The 26,463-nt window shown below is 38.7% G+C and carries 25 protein-coding genes and 4 pseudogenes; 9 read left to right on the top strand and 20 right to left on the bottom strand.

Annotation, left to right across the window (positions count from 1 at the left end; translation table 11 throughout):
• Window positions 1-8: 8 nt before the first annotated feature.
• From MUN87_RS17625 to MUN87_RS17610, 4 genes are all read right to left on the bottom strand, one after another.
• A complete protein-coding gene (locus tag MUN87_RS17625; protein ID WP_305037402.1) occupies window positions 9-2,513 on the bottom strand; it encodes a heavy metal translocating P-type ATPase in 2,505 nt (834 codons plus the stop codon).
• Window positions 2,513-2,845 (bottom strand): ArsR/SmtB family transcription factor, encoded by a 333-nt coding sequence (locus tag MUN87_RS17620; RefSeq protein ID WP_244742286.1) that lies wholly within the window; start codon window positions 2,843-2,845, stop codon window positions 2,513-2,515. Before MUN87_RS17620 ends, MUN87_RS17625 begins: the two co-directional genes overlap by 1 nt.
• A 263-nt stretch (window positions 2,846-3,108) precedes the next feature.
• Window positions 3,109-3,924, bottom strand: coding sequence for an LCP family glycopolymer transferase (locus MUN87_RS17615; protein WP_244742285.1), 816 nt, complete (start codon window positions 3,922-3,924; stop codon window positions 3,109-3,111).
• On the bottom strand, window positions 3,917-4,441 hold the full coding sequence (locus MUN87_RS17610) for a sigma-70 family RNA polymerase sigma factor (protein ID WP_244742282.1): 525 nt from the start codon (window positions 4,439-4,441) through the stop codon (window positions 3,917-3,919). The genes MUN87_RS17615 and MUN87_RS17610 overlap by 8 nt, the downstream gene beginning before the upstream one ends.
• A gap of 202 nt (window positions 4,442-4,643) precedes the next feature.
• On the opposite strand from MUN87_RS17610, the gene MUN87_RS17605 reads away from it, so the two are divergent.
• From MUN87_RS17605 to MUN87_RS17570, 8 genes are all read left to right on the top strand, one after another.
• Window positions 4,644-5,048 carry a GNAT family N-acetyltransferase gene (locus tag MUN87_RS17605; protein WP_244742279.1) on the top strand — a complete coding sequence of 135 codons (405 nt, stop codon included), beginning with the start codon at window positions 4,644-4,646 and terminating at the stop codon, window positions 5,046-5,048.
• A gap of 379 nt (window positions 5,049-5,427) precedes the next feature.
• Entirely contained in the window at window positions 5,428-7,080 is a 1,653-nt protein-coding gene (locus tag MUN87_RS17600; RefSeq protein ID WP_244742276.1) for a thiamine pyrophosphate-binding protein, read from the top strand.
• Between the two features lie 21 nt (window positions 7,081-7,101).
• On the top strand, window positions 7,102-7,479 hold the full coding sequence (locus MUN87_RS17595) for a carboxymuconolactone decarboxylase family protein (protein ID WP_244742274.1): 378 nt from the start codon (window positions 7,102-7,104) through the stop codon (window positions 7,477-7,479).
• A 12-nt stretch (window positions 7,480-7,491) separates the two neighbouring features.
• The gene (locus MUN87_RS17590) at window positions 7,492-7,872 is read left to right on the top strand and encodes a hypothetical protein (protein WP_244742270.1); all 381 of its coding nucleotides are present in this window, start codon (window positions 7,492-7,494) and stop codon (window positions 7,870-7,872) included.
• 7 nt (window positions 7,873-7,879) lie between these two features.
• On the top strand, window positions 7,880-9,055 hold the full coding sequence (locus MUN87_RS17585; RefSeq protein WP_244742268.1) for a methyl-accepting chemotaxis protein: 1,176 nt from the start codon (window positions 7,880-7,882) through the stop codon (window positions 9,053-9,055).
• Between the two features lie 174 nt (window positions 9,056-9,229).
• A complete protein-coding gene (locus tag MUN87_RS17580; RefSeq protein ID WP_244742266.1) occupies window positions 9,230-9,556 on the top strand; it encodes a PadR family transcriptional regulator in 327 nt (108 codons plus the stop codon).
• Between the two features lie 6 nt (window positions 9,557-9,562).
• Window positions 9,563-10,315 carry an HAAS domain-containing protein gene (locus MUN87_RS17575; RefSeq protein ID WP_244742264.1) on the top strand — a complete coding sequence of 251 codons (753 nt, stop codon included), beginning with the start codon at window positions 9,563-9,565 and terminating at the stop codon, window positions 10,313-10,315.
• Window positions 10,308-10,775 carry a GNAT family N-acetyltransferase gene (locus MUN87_RS17570; protein ID WP_244742261.1) on the top strand — a complete coding sequence of 156 codons (468 nt, stop codon included), beginning with the start codon at window positions 10,308-10,310 and terminating at the stop codon, window positions 10,773-10,775. The genes MUN87_RS17575 and MUN87_RS17570 overlap by 8 nt, the downstream gene beginning before the upstream one ends.
• Before the next feature lie 9 nt (window positions 10,776-10,784).
• Here MUN87_RS17570 and MUN87_RS17565 read toward each other — a convergent pair.
• From MUN87_RS17565 to MUN87_RS17515, 9 genes and pseudogenes are all read right to left on the bottom strand, one after another.
• Window positions 10,785-11,975: pseudogene (locus MUN87_RS17565) on the bottom strand (DUF2332 domain-containing protein).
• A gap of 59 nt (window positions 11,976-12,034) precedes the next feature.
• A pseudogene (locus MUN87_RS17555) lies at window positions 12,035-12,247 on the bottom strand (VOC family protein); the annotation flags it as partial.
• 35 nt (window positions 12,248-12,282) lie between these two features.
• On the bottom strand, window positions 12,283-13,050 hold the full coding sequence (gene istB, locus MUN87_RS17550) for an IS21-like element helper ATPase IstB (protein ID WP_244742257.1): 768 nt from the start codon (window positions 13,048-13,050) through the stop codon (window positions 12,283-12,285).
• A pseudogene (istA, locus tag MUN87_RS17545) lies at window positions 13,043-14,586 on the bottom strand (IS21 family transposase). The gene istB and the pseudogene istA overlap by 8 nt, the downstream one beginning before the upstream one ends.
• Before the next feature lie 103 nt (window positions 14,587-14,689).
• A pseudogene (locus MUN87_RS17535) lies at window positions 14,690-14,884 on the bottom strand (VOC family protein); the annotation flags it as partial.
• Between the two features lie 842 nt (window positions 14,885-15,726).
• Window positions 15,727-17,169: a DEAD/DEAH box helicase gene (locus MUN87_RS17530; RefSeq protein WP_244742254.1), complete on the bottom strand. Its 1,443-nt coding sequence runs from the start codon at window positions 17,167-17,169 to the stop codon at window positions 15,727-15,729.
• 554 nt (window positions 17,170-17,723) lie between these two features.
• A complete protein-coding gene (locus MUN87_RS17525) occupies window positions 17,724-18,260 on the bottom strand; it encodes a dihydrofolate reductase family protein (protein WP_244742252.1) in 537 nt (178 codons plus the stop codon).
• 80 nt (window positions 18,261-18,340) lie between these two features.
• Window positions 18,341-18,541 (bottom strand): cold-shock protein, encoded by a 201-nt coding sequence (locus MUN87_RS17520; RefSeq protein WP_244742249.1) that lies wholly within the window; start codon window positions 18,539-18,541, stop codon window positions 18,341-18,343.
• A 405-nt stretch (window positions 18,542-18,946) separates the two neighbouring features.
• Complete coding sequence (locus MUN87_RS17515; RefSeq protein WP_244724289.1) at window positions 18,947-19,021, bottom strand: putative holin-like toxin; 75 nt, start codon at window positions 19,019-19,021, stop codon at window positions 18,947-18,949.
• Between the two features lie 205 nt (window positions 19,022-19,226).
• Here MUN87_RS17515 and MUN87_RS17510 point away from each other — a divergent pair, with 205 nt between their 5' ends.
• A complete protein-coding gene (locus tag MUN87_RS17510; RefSeq protein WP_244742248.1) occupies window positions 19,227-19,610 on the top strand; it encodes an SET domain-containing protein in 384 nt (127 codons plus the stop codon).
• 81 nt (window positions 19,611-19,691) lie between these two features.
• On the opposite strand, the gene MUN87_RS17505 is transcribed toward MUN87_RS17510, so the two are convergent.
• The 7 genes from MUN87_RS17505 to MUN87_RS17475 form a co-directional block, all read right to left on the bottom strand.
• Window positions 19,692-20,729 (bottom strand): ABC transporter substrate-binding protein, encoded by a 1,038-nt coding sequence (locus MUN87_RS17505; RefSeq protein WP_244742245.1) that lies wholly within the window; start codon window positions 20,727-20,729, stop codon window positions 19,692-19,694.
• 72 nt (window positions 20,730-20,801) lie between these two features.
• Window positions 20,802-21,002, bottom strand: a complete 201-nt coding sequence (locus MUN87_RS17500) for an ABC transporter permease family protein (RefSeq protein WP_244742243.1) — start codon at window positions 21,000-21,002, stop codon at window positions 20,802-20,804.
• Complete coding sequence (locus MUN87_RS17495; RefSeq protein WP_244742242.1) at window positions 20,929-21,669, bottom strand: ABC transporter permease; 741 nt, start codon at window positions 21,667-21,669, stop codon at window positions 20,929-20,931. The genes MUN87_RS17500 and MUN87_RS17495 overlap by 74 nt, the downstream gene beginning before the upstream one ends.
• On the bottom strand, window positions 21,669-22,475 hold the full coding sequence (locus tag MUN87_RS17490; RefSeq protein WP_244742239.1) for an ABC transporter permease: 807 nt from the start codon (window positions 22,473-22,475) through the stop codon (window positions 21,669-21,671). Before MUN87_RS17490 ends, MUN87_RS17495 begins: the two co-directional genes overlap by 1 nt.
• Before the next feature lie 3 nt (window positions 22,476-22,478).
• The gene (locus MUN87_RS17485) at window positions 22,479-23,252 is read right to left on the bottom strand and encodes an ABC transporter ATP-binding protein (RefSeq protein ID WP_244742237.1); all 774 of its coding nucleotides are present in this window, start codon (window positions 23,250-23,252) and stop codon (window positions 22,479-22,481) included.
• A gap of 319 nt (window positions 23,253-23,571) precedes the next feature.
• A complete protein-coding gene (locus tag MUN87_RS17480) occupies window positions 23,572-24,915 on the bottom strand; it encodes an aspartate aminotransferase family protein (RefSeq protein ID WP_244742236.1) in 1,344 nt (447 codons plus the stop codon).
• 14 nt (window positions 24,916-24,929) lie between these two features.
• Window positions 24,930-26,396: a CoA-acylating methylmalonate-semialdehyde dehydrogenase gene (locus tag MUN87_RS17475; protein ID WP_244742234.1), complete on the bottom strand. Its 1,467-nt coding sequence runs from the start codon at window positions 26,394-26,396 to the stop codon at window positions 24,930-24,932.
• Window positions 26,397-26,463: the final 67 nt, after the last annotated feature.

The following is a 26,463-nucleotide window of genomic DNA, read 5'->3' as shown; positions in this document are numbered from 1 at the left end:
TGTTTCTATTACTCTTTAAATTTCACTAGCCGCAGTGCATTCAAAATAACAATTAACGCTGCACCTGTATCGCTTAATACAGCCATCCAGAGTGTAAGCCATCCTGGAAAAATAAGCACGAAAGCAATTAGCTTCACAATTAACGAAAACCAAATATTTTGTTTAATAATAGCTAATGCTTTTCTGCTTAATTTCATCGTATGCGGCAGTTTTTCTAAATTATCTGCCATCAGTACAATATCCGCTGTTTCCATTGCCGTATCTGTACCGGCACCACCCATGGCGATGCCTAAATCAGAAGTTGCCAAGGCTGGAGCGTCATTAATGCCATCACCGACCATCGCAACATGGTAACCTTCTGATCTCAGCTGTTTAATAACGTTCACTTTATCTTCAGGCATTAGTTCAGCAAAGTAGCGTGTAACACTAGCCTCGTCAGCTATTCTTTTTGCTGTGCCTTGGTTATCTCCTGTTAACATAACCACTTCGTCTACACCGGCACCTTTTAATTCTTTCAAAGCACTTGCTGTTGCAGGACGAAGGCTATCCGATACTGCTATGATCCCGGTGATTTTCGTTTCGGTACCGATCACTACAACGGTTTTACCTTGACTTTGTAGTTCCTGTATCTCCCTTTTCATCGCATCTAACGGTACATTTAATTCTTCAAACAGTTTCAGATTCCCGGCAAAATATAACTTTCCATCAATCGTTGCCTGCACGCCTTTACCGGTAATCGTTTTGAATAATTGACCTTGTTTAACCTGGACTTGCTTTTCCTTGGCATAAGCTACGATTGTTTTTGCAATAGGATGCGTCGAATAATTTTCTAGGGTGAACGCAATCGATAGCAGCTCGTGTTCGGATTGGGTTATCACTTTTACATCAGAGACAACCGGCTTCCCTTCCGTAAGCGTACCTGTTTTGTCGAAGGCGATCGCTTTAATTGCTCCAGCCTTCTCCAGAAATGTTCCGCCTTTTATCAATACGCCATTTTTTGCCGCATTACCAATCGCAGAAACAATAGCAACCGGTGTCGATATGACTAAGGCACAAGGACAGGCGACTACTAGTAATGCAAGACCTTTATAAATCCATTCTCCCCAGCTCCCGAATCCAAATAATGGCAGAAAGACAATGACCACTAAAGCCAAAGCAAAAACGATTGGCGTATAGATATTAGCAAATTTATCGATAAAAGCCTGAGTAGGTGCTTTTTGTTCTTGCGCTTCTTCCACCAAATGAATGATTTTGGCGATCGCTGTATCTTCCACCAGCTTCGTTACTCTTACTTCTATTGAACCACTTTCATTTATCGTACCAGCATAAACACTATCACCGCTGTTTTTGTCTACTGGTATCGATTCACCAGTAATCGGAGCCTGATTCACACTTGTTTCACCTTCTATGATGTCACCATCTAGCGGAATACGATCACCCGGTTTAACAATCACAGTCTCTCCTACTCGAATGTCTTCTACCGGTTTCTTTTTCAATTCAGAACCGACCTTGATCCAAGCCTCTGCTGGTGCAAGCTCCATTAAATTCTGAATCGATTTTCGTGTTTTTTCAATCGATTGATTTTGCAGTGCAGTTCCTAAAGCAAATAACCAGACAACGGTTGCGCCTTCAAACCATTCTCCTATTATTGCTGCACCAATCGCAGCCGCAGACATCAGTACATTCATATCCAACGAACGACTTTTCACAGCAAAAAAAGCACTCTTGACAGGCTTATAACCACTGATCACCATTGCAATCGCATATAAAAGGGTTGAAATAATAGGTGACAGAATTGTAAATGATCCGATAAAACCAAGAGCAATTAATATTCCAGAAAATACGATTGGACGATATTCATTATGTGATTTAGCTTCCGTCTCCTTTGCACGGCCCTCTATTGGGATCGCTTTGTAACCAATTTTCTTCACTTCGGAAACAATGTCCTCTACACTTATTTCATGATCCACTTTCATTTTCCCCGTCGAAAAACTGACACTAGCATTTGCCACACCTGCAACACTGTTTAAATGGTTTTCTATACTTTGAGCACAGCTGCCGCAATCCATTCCTTCGACATGATAAGTTTTTATATTTTTGCTGTGATTGATAGGTTCTGCAGTAAAACCTAGCTTCTGCACAACCTTCTCCACCTCGGCAACCTTGCCAACAACTTTTAACTTACCTGTATTGTAATGGACCGTCGCCTTCTCAATACCATTTACATTATTTAACCCTTTTTCGATCGTTAAGGCGCAAGAAGGACAATCCATTCCGGATATACGGTATTCCTGTTGCTCGCCTTGGATATTTACTTCTGCAGGCTCAGAGTTCCCGGAATTACTACAGCAGTCCGTTTCTATATCTTCCGATTGATTGTTGCAGGAAGAATCATTCTCCTTGATTACGGAAAATGTCTGATCAGATTGTTTACTGCTGCAGCATGATTCTCTTTCCATTGAATTTTGGGCTGAATTACTGCAGGATTTCTCCATACTGGCTTTTTCCGTCATTAACACTCACCACCTGCTATATGATTTTCGCAGGTTGCTACATCTTGTTGAACCTCCATCAACACATCGTCAAACATGGATAATAGATCTCGTACCTGCTGATTTCGCAAACTGTAATAGATGTATTTCCCTTGCTGTCTGCCAACAATGATTCCGCATCCTTTCAAGCAGGCAAGGTGCTGTGAAATATTAGACTGATTCCCATCTATATCTTCAACAATTTGCGAAACTGTTTTTTCCGTATTTTTTATACATTCCAGAATCTGAATGCGTGTTTTATGTGAAAATCCATGTAAAAACTTCACTTTAGTATCGACATCGACCGCCAGCATCTTGTTCCTCCTCATATATTCGTTTTCACTAATATGTTTGTTGTTATCATATTAGCAATGACTAATATGTGTGTCAATACTCCATACTGGGATTTCTATTGGACAATTTGTGCTTGATTTCATGCGGAGTTGTCCGATTGGACCTCTCTATCGGACAACTTAAACTTGGTTTCAAGGCGTTTTGTCCGATTGGCGCTTTGCTCGGACAATCGATGTTCGATTTGAAGTCAATTTGAAGTAATCATCAAATCGTTTGGCCAGTCTTATTCTTTTATCTGCCCCTCTAAATGCTGGTTCAATATTTCGCTCGTATTATTTAACGTATGTTCATCAACTGTTTGATAAACTAGATTGTTTTTATATTGTAATTGTAAGCCATCTGAAATATTGACAACCTCCACTGTTCCAACACCATTTTTCACCTTCTGGAGTTCTTCGAATATTTCGCTTGGTATATCTGTCTCACTTTCATTTAACAACGTCTGAATATCTGAAAAACTTGGTTCCTTATAGATTAATTGTTTTCTATCAATTTCTAATTGCGAAAGGATTTTATCTTCAGAAACAATGGCATAATAATCTATCGGTACCTGAAGATAATGAGATACAGTTTGCATAACTGGTTTAATGGTTGAATTATATGCAGAGGCGTGCAGCAGTTTATCCTGTACAATTACTTCCCTTTGAGAATTAAAAATCTTTACATACGTATCTCTTGGCAGCGACAAAAGTTTCATACTATTATTACTTTTATTATAGGTTAGTAAAATATGAATATTAGTTCTTCTCATATGTCGGTCTTCTTCACTATTCCCCATTATCAAAACAGAATAAGTCATGTCACTATTCTCTGAGGCTGGCTGTTGAATAGCATCCTTTAGTCCAGGAATGAACAAAGCAAGCATAATACAAATAACAAGCAGAGAACCTGCTATCGGAGCAAAAGGGTATTTCCGATCAGTCTGAGCATGTTGCTTATAATAGATTTTATCAAACGTCTGTTTCCTGTCTTTTTCCGTAAAATTCAGCTTTTCATCATCCAAATAAGTGAATAATTCTTTATCGTCTATTTTAGTCATAAATACGATCCTCCTTCATAAGATTTCTTAATTTTTGCTTTGCTCTGCTTAGCCTTGTTTTTACAGTATTATTATTTAACCCAGTCACTTCTGCTATTTCCGCAATCGTGAATGATTTATAATAATATAAATAAATGACCTCTTGATAATTGGTAGATAATGTTTGCACAAAGCTTTTCATTTCTTGATTCGATACATCCTGAATCACCTTGTCTTCCGTGGATGGCAATATCGATGCTACCGCATGCTCCAATATATTTTTGACACTCACTTTTCTCACGTGCCAACTCTTCAGATGGTCTTTGCATTGGTTAATTGTAATTCGATAAAGCCATGTTTTAAGAGAAGAATCAAAACGAAAAAGCTCTATTTTCTCATAACATTTAATAAAAGAATTTTGCACCATATCTTTGGCGGTCTCTTGATCTTTTACATAATGAAAAGCTAAGCGTACTAAATCATCACCATGTTCTATCATAACTTCTTCCAACAGCTCCTCTTTTTCTATTCGTTCCATAGCTACCCTCTTTTCTATTCCTTTTTTCTGCTACATTGTCCTTTGGACGATGCTAAAGCATTTAAGGTTTCATAAACCCACAAAGTAAGACTTCAATAAGCGGAGGGGATTACGAAAGGTTAGTGCCGTGATAAAAATCACTTCCTCCCCTATCCATCATTTGGTAAAATAAAGCATACACCTATATAAAGGAATGAAAAACATGCAGTTTACCGCTAAAAATATGAATGAAGAAATCGTCAACCTAATTTTAAGCTGGCGATACCAGGCGCCTTATGATTTTTACAATAACGAGAATATTGAAGAAACCAGAAATGAATTTCTTGATGGTTCCTATCAAGCTGTATTTACTAATTCTGGTGAGTTGTTTGGGTTTTTCTGCACAGGACAGAGCGCCCAGATACCTATTGCAGAAAAATTAGGATTATACCGCGAACAAATGATTGATGTTGGACTTGGCATCCATCCGCTTTACACAGGTAATGGGCACGGTTATACTTTTTGCTCATTTATTCTTCAATCCATACGGAAGCAAAAGGAAAACTTGCCATTTCGTTTATCGGTTGCCAGCTTTAACAAGAGAGCGATCCATTGCTCGGATTCGTGAAACAGCATACTTTTAATACAGATACTGCAACGTTTATAACGATGGTGAAGGAGTAAACACCCCTCACCATCGTTCATTTTCCCCCTCTCCACATAAGACGATATCCCCTTTTAAAAAATCAATTTCATTTAGCTAATTTGCAAAAAACTAGAAAAAACATACTAAATACCTAAATCTATAATACTATTCAACAGTTAAACAAGCGTCCATAATTAGTAAGCGTTATCAAATTTGGTGTTTTTTAGTAAAAACTGTTATTTAAAGATGACTTATTAACTATAAAAATGTTTATTAGTGTGATTTTAGACCTATCACTAGCTAATTATTATAAATTTTTTGTCGATATAAGTCTTGTGTAATTTTGGGAGGTGAAACTATATTGGTTAGCTTAGCTACTAATTTAGTAAAAATTATTAAACAATTAGGCTGTGAACAGGCATTTGGAATTCCTGGTAAACCCATCACGCCGTTAATTATGGAAATGGAAAATCAAGGTGTTAATTTTGTACTTTCCCGCCACGAATGCGGGGCAGGTTATATGGCTACAGGATATGCATTGCAAAACCAAACGCTTGGTGTAGCTCTTGGTACCTCTGGTCCCGGTGGAACAAACTTACTTACTGCAGCCGGACAGGCGAAAGCATTCAACGCGCCGGTATTATTCATTACAGGGCACCCGCCTTTAGTAGATAGCGGTAAAGCACTCGGACAAGATTCCAGTATGTTTGGAACCGATTTGGTCGAATTATTCAAACCACTAACTCTTTTTAGCGCAAGAGTAGATGATGCATCTCTTTTATCAAGTTACTTGCAACATGCTCTTCAAAAAGCGCTCACAGGAAAAATGGGACCTGTCCACTTATCGATTCCGCTTGATATCTTGACACAGGAAATCCCTGAGTTAGACATGCCGAATTGGCAGATAGCGGACAATCCTATTTCTGCAAATTTAAGTCGAGTGAAGCAATTATTAACAACAGCTCAAAAGCCCGTCATCTTAGCAGGGAAAGGGGCACATCGTTCTAAGGCATATCAGGAGCTGCAAGATTTTGCAGAAGACTGGCAGATACCTGTCATGACTACACCAGGTGGTAAAGGCGCTTTTCCAACACATCATCCGTTATCCCTTGGCAGTTTCGGCCTGGGAGGAACCGCTGCAGCAGAGACTTATGTAGAAGAGGGCATTGACGTGATGCTAGTAATCGGAACCCGCTTATCGGACATGTCAACTGCTGGGCTTCATCCGAATCTTTATCCTAAACACATCATCCAATTTGATCAAGAGGAAGTATTTGTAGGTAAAACCATTTTAGTTGATACGTTGCTTATCAAAGGCGATGCGAAACAAAATTTATCTACACTCATCATGCAATATGCGCCTGATCATTCTGTACATAAACGTAACCTTACGTCTTATTGGTTAGAAGAAAAGAGCGCAAGAGAACAAATAGCAAGAAAAGAATCGAAGAATGACCGGTTGTCCACAGCAAATGTCATGTTGCATCTAAGAGATTTCTTACCACCTGACACAGTTGTTTATGGTGATGACGGCAGCCATACCTTTTATGGTATTAAGTATTTCGACACCTTAAAACCTGGAACTTTTTACTTCGATGATGTCTTTGGTGCTATGGGACATGGACTCGGATTAGCTATCGGCGCTTCTTTGGTTAAACAGGATCAACCAATTGTCTGTTTTGTCGGAGATGGTTGTTTTATGATGCACGGGATGGAACTTTCGACTGCTGTAGATCAACAGGCAAATGTTACATTCGTCGTATTTAATAACGGCATGCTCGACATGGTAGACAAAGGAATGAAAATCGGCCTTGGCAAATCAGCAGGTACGACTTATCAATATGGTATCAATGCTACGCAATTCGGAGTCTCAATAGGAATGGACAGCACGAGATGTCAAAGTATGTATGAAATAGAAACTGCCATTAAACAAGCGGTAGAAACAGATGGTCCCTCTATTGTCGAAGTTTTAACGTGTAAGGATGAGGTACCACCTACGTTGAAGAGAGGTTAATAATCAAAAGGAGTGAGCAAAGTGAATAAACAAGAATTAGGTTGGAAAAAAGTTGATGAATTAGGTGGCGCAAGAGGGATGAAGGCCATTAAAGCAATGGAAGATGCTTCTCCCCGTCTGGCGAGGCTCGCCTTAGAGTTTGGTTATGCTGATGTATATGAAAATGATAATCTAGATTTAAAGCAGAGGGCGCTTGTGACACTATCATCACTTATTTCGCAAGGTGATGCCGGAAGAGGACTTCACTATCATTTTTATGCCGCTTTAAATGTTGGCTTAAAGAAAGAAGAAGTGTTAGAACTGATCAATCATTGCAGTGCCTATGTTGGATTTCCGAAAGCCATTCACGCATTGCATATTTTCCAGGAAGTAGCAGAAGAATTCGAAAATAATAACTAGGAGGAAAACAAAATGAGCACATATGAATCGAAAGAATATAAAGATGTATTTTATTTCCAATACAAAGTAATGGCAAGTACAGTGGAGCAAGCTAAACAAGAAGCTAATTATGTTCGTACACAAATACAAAAGCCGCATATTAAAAAATTCTTAAATGATAACAGTTTAATTCAAACCGTTGCCAAACCTGAAGTAAATGAAGTGTGGGGCCAATTAATGCAGGACGTTGCAAGCCATGTTGAGAAAAATGCAACAATTGCACCCAATGTTACATTAAAGATGCAGTTAAACCGCTTATCACGTTCAGCTGGAACAAAGGACAGTGTTAAAGCCTTCACCACACTGGAGGATGCGTCAAAATTCCTTGGTGTAGAAGAAATGGAAGCTTTGTAAGGTAGCCATGATGAAAAAAAAAGCTAATATAAATAAAAGCAATCAGTTTTTCATTTTATATTCTTTATTAATTGCAATCCTGTCAATGGCCGCGATGGTCCTTGTCTTGGACTTTCTCTCCTTGACTGTAACTAGTATATATTTTGTCATTAGTGTGTTTGCTGTGCTTGTATTAGCTACAGGGTTCGCTCTACTATTGGTAAAATGGAAGCCGTTTTCCACTGCGGAAGATACTATAACAGAAGAAACAGAAGTGAATGCAACCGAGATGGATGATGATACAAAAGAGCTCTCCTCCAAAACAGCAGCTGCAGCGATGCAATTACAGTCTACTACCAAAGAAACAAGTGATGCGATTTCAGAAATTTCAACTACTATGCAGGACATGGCTTCAGGTGTAGATACTCAAGCTAACGAAATACAGGAAGCAAATCAAACATCCGGGCAAATTTTCTTTAGCTTAAAAGAGATTGAAGAAAGTATTAATTTTGTTTCAGAAATATCTGCGCAGGCGATTGATCAATCCAGAAATGGCGATGAAGCAGTAGTAAAGATTATGAAACAAATGGAGCTTATTGGTGATCAAGTTAACCAATCTATTGAAGTAGTGCACCAGTTAGATCAAAAAACGAATCAAGTCGGCGATATACTGTCGATGATTACAGACATTTCAAATCAGACCAACCTGTTAGCACTTAACGCAGCGATTGAAGCAGCTCGCGCTGGAGAACATGGACAAGGCTTCTCTGTCGTGGCAGATGAAGTAAGAAAATTAGCTGAACAAACGAACAACGCAACGAATCAAACACAGGGATTGATTCAAGAAATTCAAGCAGGTACAGCAGAAGTGACGAACGTTATTTCAAAAGGGGGCCAGTCGATAAAAGACGGTGCAGCCCTTAATGACAATGTAAAAGAAGTCTTCCATGAAATTGCGGAGAATATTGACGAAGTAGATGAATTCATCGGTGACCTAAAATCAGCAATATTTGACGTAACCAACAATATGCACCAAATGTCTACCTCGATGACAAAAGTGTCTGAAGAAGTAACTGGCTCTAACGCCAATATCGAAAATGTAGTAGCTGTTATTGAAGAATTGAATGCCTCTATGCAAGAAGTATCAAGTTCGGCACATGTACTTTCTGATATAGCAAATACGTTGGACGAGAAAATGAACTAAATATCCGTTTAAAAAAGTTTTGCGTGATTGTTCTTGCTTTACAGCGAGGATCAGTTATGCAAGACTTTTTATTTTTGCATCGTAAACGACTTGAAATATTTGTAATTTAAATGGTATACTAAACTACATTGTATTACAACCTAGTTTAGCATCTAGACATAAGGAGGAAAACAATTGTCTTCTACGCAAATTTTAAAAGGTATTCTTGAAGGATGTCTCCTCTCCATCATTGCAAAAGGAGAAATTTACGGATACGAAATGACGGAAAAACTTTATAGTTACGGATTTACTATGGTCAGCGAAGGCAGCATTTACCCCTTATTATTACGAATGAAAAAAGAAGGACTGGTAGCTACTCATCATAAAAAGATTCCATCGGGTGGACCAAAGCGTAAATATTACACGTTAACTGCAAAAGGCGAAGATGAATTGAAAGCATTCAAACAAAAGTGGGATGATATCTCTACAAGTGTTCATGAATTATTAGGAAAGGAAGGATGATTTTATATGAAACTTTCTGCTAAAAGTGAGGATTTTTTAGAAAACTTGAAATTGTATTTATTCTCAAGCGGAAAAAACATGGATGAAAGCGAAGAAATTATTGAAGAATTAGAAAGTCACTTATACGAGGCAGAAAAAGCGGGGAAAAATATAGATGAGATCATTAGTATGTCACCTAAAACCTATATGGAGCAAATTGCAGATGAAGTTCCCTTTGATTTATTAAGTCTGTTGAAGTATATTCCGATAATTTTTCTTGGAGGATTTTCTTATATTCTATTAGGTCAAGTGATCAGAGGCGACCTCTCCTATTCCTTCGTTCAACTTATCGGCTATCCTGTGATTTTTTTGTGTTTTTTATTAATCACTTCTGTCACATTTAAAATGATTGCAAGTAAAAATCTGACTAGAGTAACAGAATGGTTATTGTTCTTAATGCCTGGGATGTTGATAATTTGCTTTTTTATCGGATTACATTATTTGAATGATTTCATCGATTCACCTGATATACGCTTTGGAGATACTGTTTCTATCATCACCGCTATTCTGGCAATTTGTATATTGATTGCAATTGCATTATGGAGTAAGACATGGTTTTCTATTATCATTCCGATTATATTATTTTTACCAGAAGCAGCTGTACGAATGACAGCTTTTCCTGAGGAGACGAAAATCATTGTAACTAGCGCCCTTACTATCGTATTATTTTTAAGTTATATTATAATGATAACTACAATCGAAAAAAGAAAGGTTGATTAATCTGTCACTACAACAATGGGCATATAAAGACTTTATCATTAACACCAGCAAAGAAGAATTAGATATCGATACCATCCATCATTTTTTGAGTAAAGAATCGTATTGGGCGCAAGGTATCGCAATGGAAGATGTCAAGAAATCGATTGATAATACAACATTATGCTTTGGCATGTATCAGATAAATAAAGATACAAACAAGAAAAGAATGATTGGTTTTGCCAGGGTGATTTCGGATTTGGTTACCTTTGCCTACCTAACTGATGTTTTTATCGTAAAGGATTTCAAAGGGCTAGGATTAGGTAAGTGGTTACTAGAAACAATAACTAATTATGATGAATTAAAGATCCGAAGAATTTTGTTAATGACGGAAGATGGTCATACATTATACGATAAATTCGGATTTGAAACGTTAGATAAGCCGGATTTATTCATGCAAATAAAAGGGAAAGGCGCTTTGTAAGTTGATCAGTTACAAACTCCTTTCAGGCAGTTCCCAAGTAAACCATCTGCCATGTCCATCTGTCTGGCCAATTTTCTGAACATACTCTGTACCATCCAAATAATACTGAAGATGCAAATCTTTATCTTCCATATTGTTATAAATGTGAAATATTTCTCTGCTTTGACCGATCATTTTCACATGTTGAAGCAGCTTAGCTTTTACCTCACCAGGCATCTGATTGGCCACATGGGTATGGAAAACACAAATACACTGATCGTTCGAAATATTTTCAGCTAGAGTCGGAAGCAGTGCTACCCCATCCCCTTCGATCAGCGTCAAATCGTTCTCTTTTACACAGTTGGATCCTTTTTGAAATAATACTCGTCTCTCTTGATGTTCTGGCCAAATCAAGGCATTCAACCAAAGGAATTCCAGCTCATCCTTTAAATCTACCGTATGTAAATCCACTCCGATTCTGTTAGCTACAGGAGGTATACTATCCTTATGAATCGGCAATTTTCCTTTTTTTATATGAGAAGACAGGTGCACGTCAGCATTTTCATTTCCAAATATTTCATTCATTCCATAAGAATAGCTGTATTTATCCCAAAGCAACTGCAAGCCTGCGCTTGTCCCTATTTCTATAAGAGCTAACGGTTTATGGTCGGTATCATAGATAAATTGAAATACAGGAAAAAGATAGGCACAGCGTCTCACTTCATTGGTTTGTACTAATTTGTTCTGTATCAAGTCTTTAATTCCGGAAAAATGTTTCAAGCAGAAATCTTTAAAGTAAGGAAAGGATTCTCTAACACTAGCTGGATTATCCACAATACTCGGATAAAGTGAGACTTCAATCATTGGGGGTTTTTGCCCCCAATGATTGCTAGCGAAACTTATCAGGAAGTTATCGTCCGTTTATCCCCCACTTAGCTTCTTATGTATCTCTCTAATCTTGAAGTGGGGGTATTACGGACGGTTAGCGCCGTGATAGAACACTTTAAGTCTGTGATTATTTCCTGTTAATAACATAAAATGAACAGCGCCAAATAGTAAATTTGGGATCGGTTGTCCTTGTTTCGCATGAGAGGCTAACGCTAAGATTTCCGAATCATCGGCAATTTTTAAAGATAGATAATGATATAAAGGGCTTGAATCCTTACACTCTTTTTCCGCAAAGCGTTTAAATACGTTGGATAGTTGCGATACCGTCATCATTCTCCACTCCTTATCAATTGGATACACATTCTTTACCGTATTTCTGCAATACAAATGAATCAAGGCGCTACTAATTCGACCTTCATTCTATCTGGATCCTCGAAATAAACAGCGTAATGATCATCCCCTCCTGCAAAAGGATGCTTATCTGCGTAAAGGATTTTCACACCTTTTTGTTCCAGCTGTCTTGTCATAACATCTACATGTTGACGGGAATTTGCGTGAAATGCTAAATGGTTTAGACCTACTCGACATCTATGGTAAGCAATATTGTATTTCGCAAGTGAAAAGTGAGCCAAATCGCAATTTAAATTTGAGCCACTTCCTCAGCACTTGTTTTTAGCCAATCCTCCGTTTCTTTCATTCTGAAAGAAGGCCCATTCATGTTTAACACATGTGATTTGTGTGTTAAACGGTCTGTTAATGCGGCAGTAAGTACTGGATCGTGGAAAATCTCCTGCCATTTTAGAAATGACAGGTTGCTTGTAATAATGGTTGATTTCCTTCCTGCTCTTAACGATAGGTGAGAAAATAATAATTCTGCACCTTCTTTGTCAAATGAGATATAACCTAATTCATCGAGAACAACCAAATCATATTTTTCAAATTTCAATTCAAATGATCGCAGTGTTCTCTCCGAACGATGTTCCTTAAGCTGGTTAATTAACGAGGGTACCGTCGCAAAAAACACTCTATATCCAGCTAAGCATGCTTCCATACCTAATCCTATGGCAATATGTGACTTACCTGTACCTGGTGATCCTGTAAGAATGACATTTTGTCCTTCCGTAATAAAATCCAAAGTTTTTAGAAACGGTAATTTTTGTTTTGCTTGACTTGGCAATGCCTCTACGATTAATTCTTCTAATAGCTTTTTCTGCGGGAAATTAGCTGCACGGATTCTGTTTTGCTTTGCGCGTACTAACCGATCACTTTTCTCCTGTAAAAGAACTTGCAATAAAACTTCATAGGCTTGTTTTGGATTTTGAAAATCTGTTTCCTCCTGTACCATTTTCCGAATGCTTGGTAAACGTAATTCTTTACATATCTCTACAATTTGCTGCTTTTTATCCATATTTAGTTACTCCTTCATCTATTTGCTTAAACATATTGGCATAGGCTCTCATATTGTTTTCTGATTGATACATCGTTTCATCAGGGTTATATACTTGGACTCCTTCAGGAGTAGATTGTTCACAAATGAATAAAATTCTTTCCGTATTTACATATCCTGTTCGTATAGAATTTAATTCTTCCACCGCCTTTAAGACCCTGTCTAAGTTGTTATTTTCTTTAATATAGAGGAGTAACTCTATGAATTCTTTTTCTTTTCCGATATAATGATGGTTGTATATATTTTTTATTTGTGTTGGTGCCTGCTTAAAGCTTTGACTTTGAGTGATGGCACCTTTTTTCTTTTGAAATGTTTTTAAATAATGGTAGATATTCATCTCCCATTGATGTAACCCCCAATTTCGTGGATGTTCTGCCACTAGCTCTCCTTCTACAAATAATTTGATTTCCTCTGCTCCTACCTTTGCTTTAAGGTATTTTCCTACATGTCCTTCTGGAACAGAATAATGATTTTGTTTAATAACTACTGTACTATACTTATCCACTCGACATTCAACCAGATCAGCAACGTCAAATGGGGTAATCACTGCGAGTTTTGATACAGACTTTTCCTTTTCCATTAAAATCACGTGCTTTTCTTTATGTTCATGATGATGTCGCCCATTTATTCTTTGTAATGATCTAGAAAGATGGTCTTCAGCCTCTCTTAAACTCGTAAAAGAGTATTTCGATGAAAAGGCTTTTCGCCTTATAAACTCTACACTTCGCTCCACGTGTCCCTTCTGGTTACCTTTTCTTGGTTCACAGAGACGAATTTTAAATTGATAATAGTTAGATAGATGAATCATGCTATCCGTAATGGCCCTCTCTGTTCCAATAAATGATTTCACAACGGTTCGCATATTGTCATAGGTAAATACCGAAGGTATAAAACCAACATGATCGATAAATTTCGTATGAACATCTAACACGCAAACTTGTGACTCAGATTGATATAGCCTCGCAAATCGATAATTACTATGTGCTAACGTAAACACTGCAAGTGAAAAACTTCTAATCTTCCCATCTATCTCTAGCTTTACTTCCCCCAGTCAAATTCAACTTCATATCCTGGTTCACAATACCGTCTGATGAAAACTTCCTTTGTTTTTGCTGCTTCCTCATTAACAAAGTTCCTAACAGTTGTATAACTAATGGGATACCCAGCATCTATTAGGCTCTCGTGCATATCTATTATTTTCATTTGCTGTTTATTCATATAGTGATTTCTTTTCCACTCATTATCCTTTATGTAGCCTCTAAGAATATTTTTAATTTCCTCTGTTAATACTCTCTTTTTACCCGTTCTCTTTTTATAAGCAGGGGGCTTTACAATATCTTCTGTAATCGGTAGATTACGAACATCATTCTTCCTACTTTTCTCAAATTCTTTTATATACTTACTGACAGTATTCCTTGCCTTCTTTGTTTCCTTAGCAATCTTTCTCTCACTCATTCCCTCCAAATATAATTGTATGATGGTCTGTTTCTCGCTCAACATAATCACTCCTGATGCTTCCCCCTAATATGTCATTAGGGTTATTTTCTATCAAAGTGGCTCAGTTTTCAATTGCTATAGTGGCTCACTTTTAAGTTACCATATACACAATATCCAAATATCGTTCTTCTGCTTGTACGAAAACAATATAAGTCTCTCCCAACTTCCAACTGTGTCCACCTTCCCACGACTGGAATGATTCATATCCTAATTCCTCTAAAAACCAGCCCCAAAAGTTAAGGGAACTTTTTAACTCGGATACATATAGTTCAATATGGTGAATAAGTCCTTTTGACAATGAATGACATCCTTTCAAATCAGTAATTCCACGATTTACTAAAATTATTTTAACATAAATTACCATGGTTCACACTAAGAAAAATCAAGCATAACCCGCCGGTCCTATTTGATTTGAATTTCATACAACTACCTATAATATGGATTATGTAATGCTAGCCATCACTGCCAAGCATCCATATTGAGATATTTAATGTGCTGGGATACCGCTTCAGCCAACCACTCCGCGTCCTGCGGGGCACGGCTGAAGCTAACTTTGTGAAGAAAGATCGCTTCACAAAGTGGATCTTCAGCACCTGCATAATCCCGCGGGAGTCTACGTGGTTGGCCTACGCTAGGATTGGTGCTCTACAACCTTTGTAAGAGATAGCATTTTGATCGTATGCATATATAATAGCTATTAAAAAATGCCTAGAACCACTGCTTTTTGCCGTTAAATAAGTTGTAACACTTCCCTCAAGCGTAGGAAATAGGCGGAGACTCCCGTGGAATCAGCGCGAGCTGAAGATCCACTTCATTTGTGCCTGTGTCTGCAAGCATTGCATCGAAGTAAGCTTCCTCGGCACAAGGCAGCAAAGAAGCATTTTCAAGTAGTAGCCTAGCTGAAGCCGTGCCCACAGGACGCGGAGCCTATTTCCGGAGCTTTGTAACGCAGATAAAATATTTCAAAATGACCGTTTTGCCATACAGCCCTAGTTATCATACTCCATATTATAGGAACTTAACTTCATATTCCATTTGAGTACTTCTGTGACAGCACCTTTATACTTTCTGACCTGAACAAAAAAGATGAACCATAAAATAGTTCATCCCTTAATACTTACCGTATACATTTACTCTATATTATTTCATCGCTTTACTTACTTTCAATTTCTTACCTTTGACCGTCGTATGCTCCATGGCTTCTAGCACTAATGAACCTTTACCATTTAAAATATCCACATAAGACCAGTTGTCTTTGATGGTAATGATCCCGATATCATCAGCTGTTACATTTGGGATATTGGATATTGTACCAACAAGATCCATCGCACGGATTTTTTTCTTTTTACCGCCATTAAAGTGCAGCTTCATAATGTCTTGATTGATTCTAGCCGTTTTATTATTTTTCACAATACGAGGTGCAGCCATTTTTTCCATGAAAGAAGGCTTTGACTCGCTTACTTCTTTTGTTGAGGGGACTTCTTTTCTCTCGAGTGCAAAACCGATATAACGTTCAATGCTTGCTATATATTTCTCTTCATACCTATCTGCTAATGTAATTGCTTTTCCTTGTTTGCCAGCACGTCCTGTTCTGCCTGTCCGGTGTACATAGCTGTCTTTCTTGATAGGTACATCATAATTGATAACAAGCGACACGTTATCGACATCGATCCCTCTTGCTGCTACATCTGTTGCAACAAGATAACGGAATTGTCCTGTCTTAAAGCCATCCATCACAGAAAAGCGTCGGTCCTGCTCCAAACCACCATGAATCTGCTCACATGTGTATCCAGATTCTTGCAATTCTGTGCACACTTCTTCTACATGCTCCTGTGTGTTACAGAAAATAATACAACTATCCGGATTCTCAACGGTTGCGACATCTTGGAGTGTTGCCAATTTCTCTGATTGTTTCACTTCATACAAATCATGCTGAATCGTCGCCGTTGTCATTTCTGTTTTGATTTTAATTTTGGCTGGATCCTCCATATATTGCTGACATAATTGTTCGACTGCTCTTGGTAATGTAGCAGAGTATAACATCGTGACGCGGTCAGAAGGGACTTGCTGGATAATCGCCTCTACTTCATCAATAAAGCCCATCTTCAACATTTCATCCGCTTCATCGATGACGAGATATTTTACCTGATCGAGCTGCAACGTTCCTTGACGAATATGATCCATAACACGTCCCGGCGTTCCAACCACTACATGTGTTTTTTGATTTAATTCTTCCTTTTGAAAAGCAATAGGCTCCCTGCCGTAGAGCGCCAATGCTTTAATTCGTTTGAATCTGCCAATATTAGTAATGTCTTCGCGAACCTGAGCAGCCAATTCCCTCGTTGGTGCTAACACCAATGCTTGCGGACTGTTTTCTTCCCAGCTTACTTTTTCACAGATTGGAATTGCGAAAGCAGCTGTTTTACCACTGCCTGTTTGGGACTGAACGATTATATCTTGATTTTCCAGCGCACGCGGAATCACTTCATTTTGAACGTCGGTAGGCTTTGTATATTTTAAAACATCCAACGCTTTTTCTATTTCATTACTTAAGGAGAATTGTTGAAACGTACTATTTTCCATTTGTTTGTTAACCTCATTTATCATTAATTTAATTTATTAACGTAAGCATATCATTTATTTGATACTTAATCGATACAAATCACAGCTATTCATCTTGAAATTTGTAGCGTTTATTAGATAATCTGTACAAATCTCATCTACCGCATATCAGATTTGTTTCCTTTCTGCTGAATGGATACAAAACCCGATCTTCTTATTCGTGCTTTGTATCGTTTATTAGGTAATGAGACAAATCTCATCTGCCACACATTAGATTTGTAGCGTTTGTCCACTAATCGATACAAATATCGATTTTCTTACAATAGATTTGTTTCCATTAATAAACGAATAAAAAGGAAGCCTGTCACCGGCTTCCTTCATACATCAATTGACTTAGTTATCTGTGTTTCGAGCAGACGATTTTGCTTTGCCTCTTCGTTGTTCAGCCGGCTTTTTCCCTTCACCACGAATTTTTTTCTTTGGTGCATAAGAGTCTTTAACCATTTTAGAAACCCCCGTTTTAGCATATTTTTCGCCTTTATCTTTACCTGATTGATGAAAAATATGCTCGTCAACTAGATGTTTCTGGAATACACAAGCATTGCTATCCCTTCTGTTACAGTGCTTTCTTCCATTTTTAACGAAAGCATTGGATTATCATCAGCAAATAACCTCGTCCCTTTACCTACGATCATCGGTATAACGCCAATCACATATTCATCAATAACATCTTCTTTTATTAATATGTTACACACAGTCGCGCCACCAAAAACCCAAATATTAGACCCTTCTTCTTCTTTCAAAAAGCTGATTAGAGCAGCCAGGTCACCTGTATAGAATTCAACATTCTCATCAGTGGGATGAGCTGTGGAATGCGTCAGCACGAATATTTTTTTATCCGCGAATTCCTTCTTCGCTTCAGGTGGTATATCATCATATGCTGTCTTACCCAAAATCATTGTATCGCACGAAGCTAAAAATGCAGAGAAGTCAAACTGTTTGTCCGTATCATTGGAATGATCACCATCTCCATGAATCCAGTCAAACTTATTGTTTTCATCTACAATTCTTCCATCAAGACTGATAGCTAAATTTAAGATAACTTTTCTCATTTTTATCCTCCTTCATCCGTTACCAATGGATAATCGCTCTAAAAAAGAAAAAGGACTCCGTTTAAAGAGTCCTTTTTTCATTAACCTTTTTGAACGTTAGTTGCTTGTGGTCCACGTTGACCTTCTTCAACATCAAAAGAAACTGCTTGACCTTCTTCTAATGTTTTGAAACCTTCACCCTGGATAGCTGAGAAGTGTACGAATAAATCGTCTCCACCTTCTACTTCGATAAAACCGAAACCTTTATCTGCATTGAACCATTTAACTGTACCTTGTTGCATAATTGTTACCTCCTGCGTAGATCTTGAATCTACTTTTTAATACTATTAATGCTCAATTTAGATAAAAGGTAAACTTCCTCTGTACCGAGACCGAACAAAAATAATTCTATTTCATAATAACAGATATTTTTTTGAATAGCAAGTAAATTATGTAAAACAAAATAACTGACAGCAAAGGAAAAACGTTCAAAATATCCATTTAATGGTATGAAATGTAGATTAAAGACTTATTTATGATATCGATGTACAATTTCAAAAGTTATTGTTATAATACACTAAGGTAATGCATACAATAAAGAACTCGCAGCGCCTACTGCGAGTTCTGGATAAGCGGTTCCATAAGTGGAGATCTGCTATCGACTGAATAGACCTCACCTGCTCACTTATTGGTTAAAATAGGGAGGTCTATTTACGCTTGATTATAGATACAATCAAAGCAAGTAATGCAATCAAGAAGGTACCAAAAGAAAATAGTACCATAAAACTTTCATACATATTCAAAAGCGTCACCCCCCTCTTTTGTCAGGAGATTAGCCGACCTTCCCAAAAAGAACATTATCCTTTTTCCATTATATCACAATTCAACCGAACGCATATTCATTTTTTATAGATAGGAACTTTTGTACGAATTATGTTATAGTAGATGAATTACACAATAATCTTAACAGACAGGCAGGTAAATATTATGATCGAAATCAAAACTTCTCCGATTAGTGGCGGAGACTACACAAGAGGCGTTTTTGCTACACAACATATAAAAAAGGGACAGTTGTTGCACGAAGCTCCTGTTCTTGCTTATAGGAATGAAGAACATGAACATATTGAAAAAACGTTGCTAGCTGATTATGCTTTTGAATACGGACTTCATCATTCAGCGATTCTATTAGGATATGGCATGCTGTTCAACCATTCCTATGAACCAAACGCCATGTACGAAATCAGCTTTGAAAATCACACCTTTAATTTCTTTGCCTACCGCGACATAAAGGCAGGAGAAGAAATTTTTATTAATTATAATGGTGAAGTCGATGATAAAGAGCTTTTGTGGTTTGACCGTGATGAAGAATAAAACTAGACGAAAAACAGCCCAGCATATACATTTGCCAGGGCTGTTTTTATTCTGTCACATCACCTATTTTACTACTTTCAATTATTCACCCACCATCTCCATAATCTCATGCGTATAGGCATTTTCTAAATTAGCTGGTTCTTCAATAACACCATACTCATATGCAATATCAGCTGTTTGTTTAAACATCTCATCGTTGATTTGTCCGATGTCTGCCGGGTCAAACCCTTCTGGCAATATCAACTTCCCGACTTCTTCCATCATTTTCAGCTGATGATCTCTCGTTGTACTGTCTGCTTCCGCCTCTGCCATTACACTGTCTACCGCTGTTTCTGGATCTTCAATTGCAGCTTCCCAGCCTTTTAATGAACCACGAACAAATTTTGCCGCGATTTCCTTGTTTTCCCCTAACCACTCTGTATTAGCAAACAGGTTATCTTCCAACATCGCAACTCCCTCTTCATTCATATCAATTACATGTAAGTCACTTTCTTCATATCCTTCTTCTAAGACGACTTGATATTTGTTATACGTCATAGCGGATGCCGCATCTATCTCATCTGCAAAAAACTGATCCATCGTAAATCCCTGTTTAACAAAAGATAAATCGGCATTCTGATCTAATTCATACTTATCAAACAGTGCAAGTACTTCAAATTCATTTCCGCCCATCCAGTTCCCTACATTCTTACCGGATAGATCTTCTGGTGTTTCAATTCCTGCTTCTTGTTTCGAAACTAATACCAAACCACTTTTTTGATAAATTTGTGCAATTTGAACTAACGGTAATCCTTGTTCCTGATGAGGTAGTAAACTGGCCACCCATCCAATACCGATGTCTGCTGCACCATTTGCCACTTGTTGCTCAGGAACGATATCAGGCCCTCCTGGAACAATTGTGACATCCAGCCCCTCTTCTTGATAAAAACCTTGATCCATCGCCATGTAATAACCAGCGAATTGCGCTTGTGGTACCCATTTTAATTGAAGTTTTACTGGTATTAATTCCTCTCCTCCTTCTACGGTATCGCCCGAGGCATCTTCATTGCCACAAGCCGTAACAAAACATAGTGCGAATATGAACAAAATGGCTGCAAAACGATTTCGATACTTCTTCATTACACTTCCCCCTCTTATCCTTGTCTTTGAACCAAGTTACTTATATGACAACCATTCAAGAATGGATAGTTGTTACACGCGATGAGAAGTATGCCATTTCAAAAATACATGCTCCAATCGTTCAATCACCAAATAAAAAATCACACCTGATATTGCCGCGACAACAATGCACGCCCAACCCAGCGGCATTTTTGCCACTTTAATTGAATTGGAGAGCAAATAGCCAAGACCTTGTGAAGAAAAGAAAAACTCCCCTACAATAGCACCAATCATACTTGCCGTTGTATTGATTTTTAGTGCGGAGAAAGACATAAGGTAAGCTGTTCATGATCCGCAAATAACGGAAAACGTCTCCCTTCTTTGCCGCATATGAATGCATTAAATCAAGTGCTAATGGCGATACCATCCTCATTCCTTTATGGGCATTAATTGCCATTGCTGCCATGGTAATCACGGTCACTATGGCAATTCGTGAACCAATCCCAGACCCAAACCATAAATTCATGATCGGTGCCAGAGCCACAATAGGTACAGCATTTAAGGATGCTACCAGCAGAAGTCCCCCTCTTCCCCACTTTGGCCATGCCGTTGCCGTCAGAGCAATGACAAAACCTGTAGCAGAGCCAATTAACATGCCGACGACCGCTTCAGTCATGGTATAGCCTGCATAACCTAACAGCAGGGACAAATTATCAATCAATGCTTCAAGAATCGCAGAAGGAATCGGCAACTGATATAATTGCAAATGAAAAATAGTATGAAGGAATTGCATTTCCCATAGAAAGAGCAGGACAACACCAGCAATAACGGGTAATAAGAGCGATGCATATGAACGTCTTTTTTCTTTGGAAACCTGAGCAGATTTTTTTGAAGTTACTATCCTTTTACTTGGCTTATCAGACCATTCCAACACTTTTTCCGCTGCAGATTTTTCTGGCATTACCGATCACCCCCAGCTCTGAATTCCGGTTGCCATGGTGATACAAAACGCTCTATTAAACCAATAAATAAAAAACTGAATAATCCTAGTAAGGCACCAACTGCAACTGTCGACCAGAACATGTAGGTGTGCGAGGGACCATAATATAGATTCATCAACATGATAACGCCGATTCCTTTTTGTGCGCCCATTAATTCGACCAAGATCGCACCTGTCACTGCTAAGGGAGCTGCTATTTTCAAACCACTGAACAAACTGGGCAAAGCCGCAGGGAAACGTAATTTCCAATAAATCTCCGTCGGCTTAGCTGCTAAGGAATACATTAAATCAAGTGCTGATGACTCAATACTTCGCAATCCTCTTAACATATTAATTGCCACAGGAAAAAACGTAATGTAACCAGCAATAATAATTCTTGCCAGCTGTTCATCTCTCATAATCCCATAGATAATAGGTGCCAGCCCTAAAATCGGGATCATTTGAGATGCAACGGCATAAGGAAAAGCCATTTGTTCGACCCATTTGGATATGCTCATAAGTACAGCCAGCCCAATGCCAAGCACCGTTCCAATCAGAAAGCCTAGTGCTGCATTAGAGAAGGTTGCGATCCCTTCGGAATAAAGAACACCACTATAACCAACAAATGTAACAATAAGTTCATGTACGTATGGAAGCTTGGACTGTGCCATGGGCGCTTCCATCACTTCCAGTAATAACCATGAAGCTACTTCCCATACAACGAAAAATCCTAACATCCAAACCAAAACAGGCAGCGATCGATGTTGCCAAATATGCTGTCCTATCATTTCTTACACCCCTTCAAAACTATTACGGATGGTTGTGATCAGTTGAAAGAACTCCGGACTGTTTCTCATCTCTTTCGTTCGTGGTCTCGGTAATGGAATCTCCATAACAGCAGATAACCTGCCTGGATGTGGAGACAGCACCAATACTCTATCTGATAAAAAGATAGATTCCGGAATACTATGGGTAACAAACACGACCGTGTTGTTCACTTCACTCCAAATGGAGAGTAATTCTTCGTTCAACCGTTCCCGTGTAAATTCATCCAAAGCAGAAAAAGGTTCATCCATTAATAAAATTTCCGGTTCCATAGCAAGTGCACGAGCAATGGCGACACGCTGCTGCATTCCCCCGCTTAATTGCCAAGGATACTTATTCTTAAAATCATCCAATCCAACTAATTTGAGCAGATAGTCCACACGTTGTTCTCGTTCTTTCTTTTCGATCCCCATCAGTTCTAATGGTAAATTAATATTTTGTTTTACCTTACGCCAGTCGTAAAGTACGGGACTCTGAAAGACGATGCCATATTTCTGCGCCAGCCTTGCTTCCCGTGCTGAACTCCCGTCAACGGTAACTTCTCCTCCGGTAGGCTGAATTAAATCGGCCATTATTCTAAGCAGTGTTGTTTTCCCACAACCTGAAGGACCTAATAATGAAACAAATTCACCTTTCTGAATGTCCACGGAAACATCCTGCAATGCTAATACTTCCGTGTCATTCGTCTGATACGTCATACTTATTTGGTCTAATTGAATCTCAGGAGTAGCAAGGCTCATTCATTATTCCTCCCCGCACAAAAATGCTCTTACCTATTTTTGTTTCAAAGTTATCTTTCTTAACATTTTACTGCTTGTAACAGGCAACCTCATTAGACAAACTGTTAATTAATTTGCAGTATTATGTTTCAAACCATCAAATCTTGCGAATTCACCGAAACTTTACAGTAAGATTATTTAACAGGTACAGGTTTATGTTCTTTGCTTGGAGAGGTTCAGCACCATTACTTGTATGGCTACACTATTCAAACGAAATCTCTGGTTTTCTCTGTTTAACTTTCTTATCTCCCACCAAAAAACTCCTTTCACAAAAAAGGAGTTAAAGGCTTGCAACTGATTCTTTTAAGACACGTGTCATAAATGCAAAATCGTCATCCGTTATACTAAGTGGCGGACTAATGGTGATGATATTATTGTAACCCGCAACGGTGTCACCATTCTTTCCGATAATTAACCCTTTTTCTTTACAACGAGCTATTATTGCTTGAATTTTGTCCGGTTCAATAGGCTGCTTGGACTGCTTATCTTCTACTAATTCAATCCCCATCAGTAACCCTTTAATTCGGACATCACCTACACGTGGATGACGATATAGTTCCTGCATCTCCATTGCTAATCTACATCCAAGCTGCTTAGCACGTTCGACTAATTGTTCTTTTTCTAAGATTTCTAAATTCTTCAAGGCAACAGCACATGCAGCTGGATTGCCACCAAATGTATTAATATGCCGTAAATGGTGATATGGCTCTCGTCCCTGAAAAGCCTGATAGATATCTTTACGTACAGCGGTTGCTGATAATGGCAGATAAGCGCTTGTTAAGCCTTTTGCCATCGTAATGATGTCAGGTTTTACGTCATAATGCATAAAGCCAAATGGTTTGCCGGTTCGACCGAATCCATTGATGACTTCATCGACGATCAGCAATGCTCCGTGACGCTGACAACTATCACTTACTTCCTTTAAATAATGCTGGTGAGGAACCAATACGCCACCACCTGTAATAATCGGTTCCATGATTACACCAGCGATTGTCTGATCGAGCTCCCACATCATCACACGTTCAATATCCTTCGCACTCTCACTGCAACATGTACCATCTGCAGGATGCGAACTGCGATAACAATCTGGCGGTGCCACGTGCAAGAACCCTGGTGCAAGTGGTTCATATAAATATTTCCGCTCCGCCTGTCCCGTTGCTGCCAAAGCGCCCATCGAATTGCCATGATAGGCTCTGTAACGTGAAATAAACTTATAACGGTCAGGCTGGTTGTTTTGCCGATGGTATTGTCGAGCGATCTTGAACGCTACTTCATTTGCTTCCGATCCACTATTGGAGAAAAAAAAGACATATTCATCACCGAGCCATTCATTTAGTTTTTCAGCTAGTTGAATGGCTGGAAGATGACTTTGTGTCAGTGGATAATAAGCCAGTTCTTTCATTTGCTGATAAGCAGCTTCTGCCAATTCAGCTCTCCCATACCCTACATTTACACACCACAACCCGCTCATTGCATCTAGATAGCGTTTGCCTTCCACATCTGTAACCCAAGAGCCGTCTGCATGTTTCACTATCATCGTCGAGTCAGGATGATACTTCTTCATCGAATGCCAGATATATTGGGAATCTTTCTCTAAAGGCGTGCTTGCTACATTCTTGATCATAATTTCCCTCCCTGTTAATAAAACCTTGAAGTAATCATTTTCTTTCTTGTATAAAATTCCACTCCGTCCTTTCCATTCACATGTAAGTCACCATAAAAAGAATGCTTCCATCCAGAGAAAGGGAAAAAGGCCATTGGGGCAGGAACGCCTACATTAACACCCAACATACCTGGCTCTGCTTCTTCTCGAAATGTTCTCACTGCAGAAGCACTATTTGTATAAAGTGTTGCCGAATTGCCAAATTTTGATTGATTGATGATATCGATCGCTTCCTTTAGGTCTGCTGCACGAATCACACTTAAAATCGGGGCAAACAATTCATTCTCTGCTATTGACATATCAGGAGTCACATAATCAAAAATCGTTGGCCCTAAAAAGTTACCTTTGTTGAAGGTTTCCATATCGATCCGGCCATCTCGAATGAGTTGCGCTCCTTCCGCAATACCTTTATCGATGTAGTCAAGTGCTCTATTTCTGCTTTCTTGACTTATTAATGGAGTAACGGTCACATCTTCGTCCATTCCGTTCCCAATTTTAATTTGATCAGCTTTCTTTTTAAGCATAGCGATAAAAGAATCTGCTTTATCACCAACAGCGATTACGGCGCTACATGCCATACACCGTTGTCCCGCGCTTCCAAAAGCAGAATTAATAATATGATCAATCGATCGATCCTGATCACAATCTGGTAGCACAATATGATGATTTTTTGCTCCTGCTAATGCCTGCACTCTTTTCCCATTTGAAGCAGCATTCTGATACACATATTTCGCCACTGGATCTGAACCGACGAAGGATACAGCCGCAATATCCGGATGATCCAAAATTCTATTGACAACTTCATGCGTGCCATGTACGACGTTCAATACCCCTTTTGGCAAGCCCGCTTCATCCAACAATGCTACTAACTTATTGGCTAGTAAAGGGGTTTTCTCAGATGGTTTCAATAGAAAAGTATTTCCACAAGCAATCGCGATTGGGAACATCCAGCACGGAACCATCATTGGAAAATTAAAAGGAGCAATGCCAGCAACGACACCAATTGGATAACGAAAGAACTCAGAATCAATATCTGATGCGATAGTAGATAAATTATCACCCATCATTAAAGTCGGAGCACTTGTCGCAAATTCTACACACTCAATTCCTCTTAACACCTCACCATATGCTTCCTTATAGCTTTTACCATTTTCCTCTGACACCATCTCTGCCAAAAACTGATGATGGTCTGTTAGCAACTGATGATATCGAAATAAAATTCGAGCCCGCTTAGACACGGGTGTTTTCTTCCATTCCCCAAATGCAGACAAAGACGATTGAACAGCTCTATCTACATCCTCATCTGAAGATAACGGGACATTCGTCAGACATTCTTCCGTTGCAGGATTAACAACTGGCTGAGATTCTGTTGCATAAGCATCAACCCACTCCCCATTTATAAAATTCTGAAGCGTCGCACCTGCTACCTCAATCTTTGACATAGGCATCATCACCCTCTTTTCTGTAATAATTGATCTTATTATAAATTAGGTCCTGACGTGGTGGCAT

This window comes from Gracilibacillus salinarum, assembly GCF_022919575.1.
Classification (GTDB): domain Bacteria; phylum Bacillota; class Bacilli; order Bacillales; family Amphibacillaceae; genus Gracilibacillus; species Gracilibacillus salinarum.
This window is presented reverse-complemented; position numbering and strand designations above follow the sequence as displayed.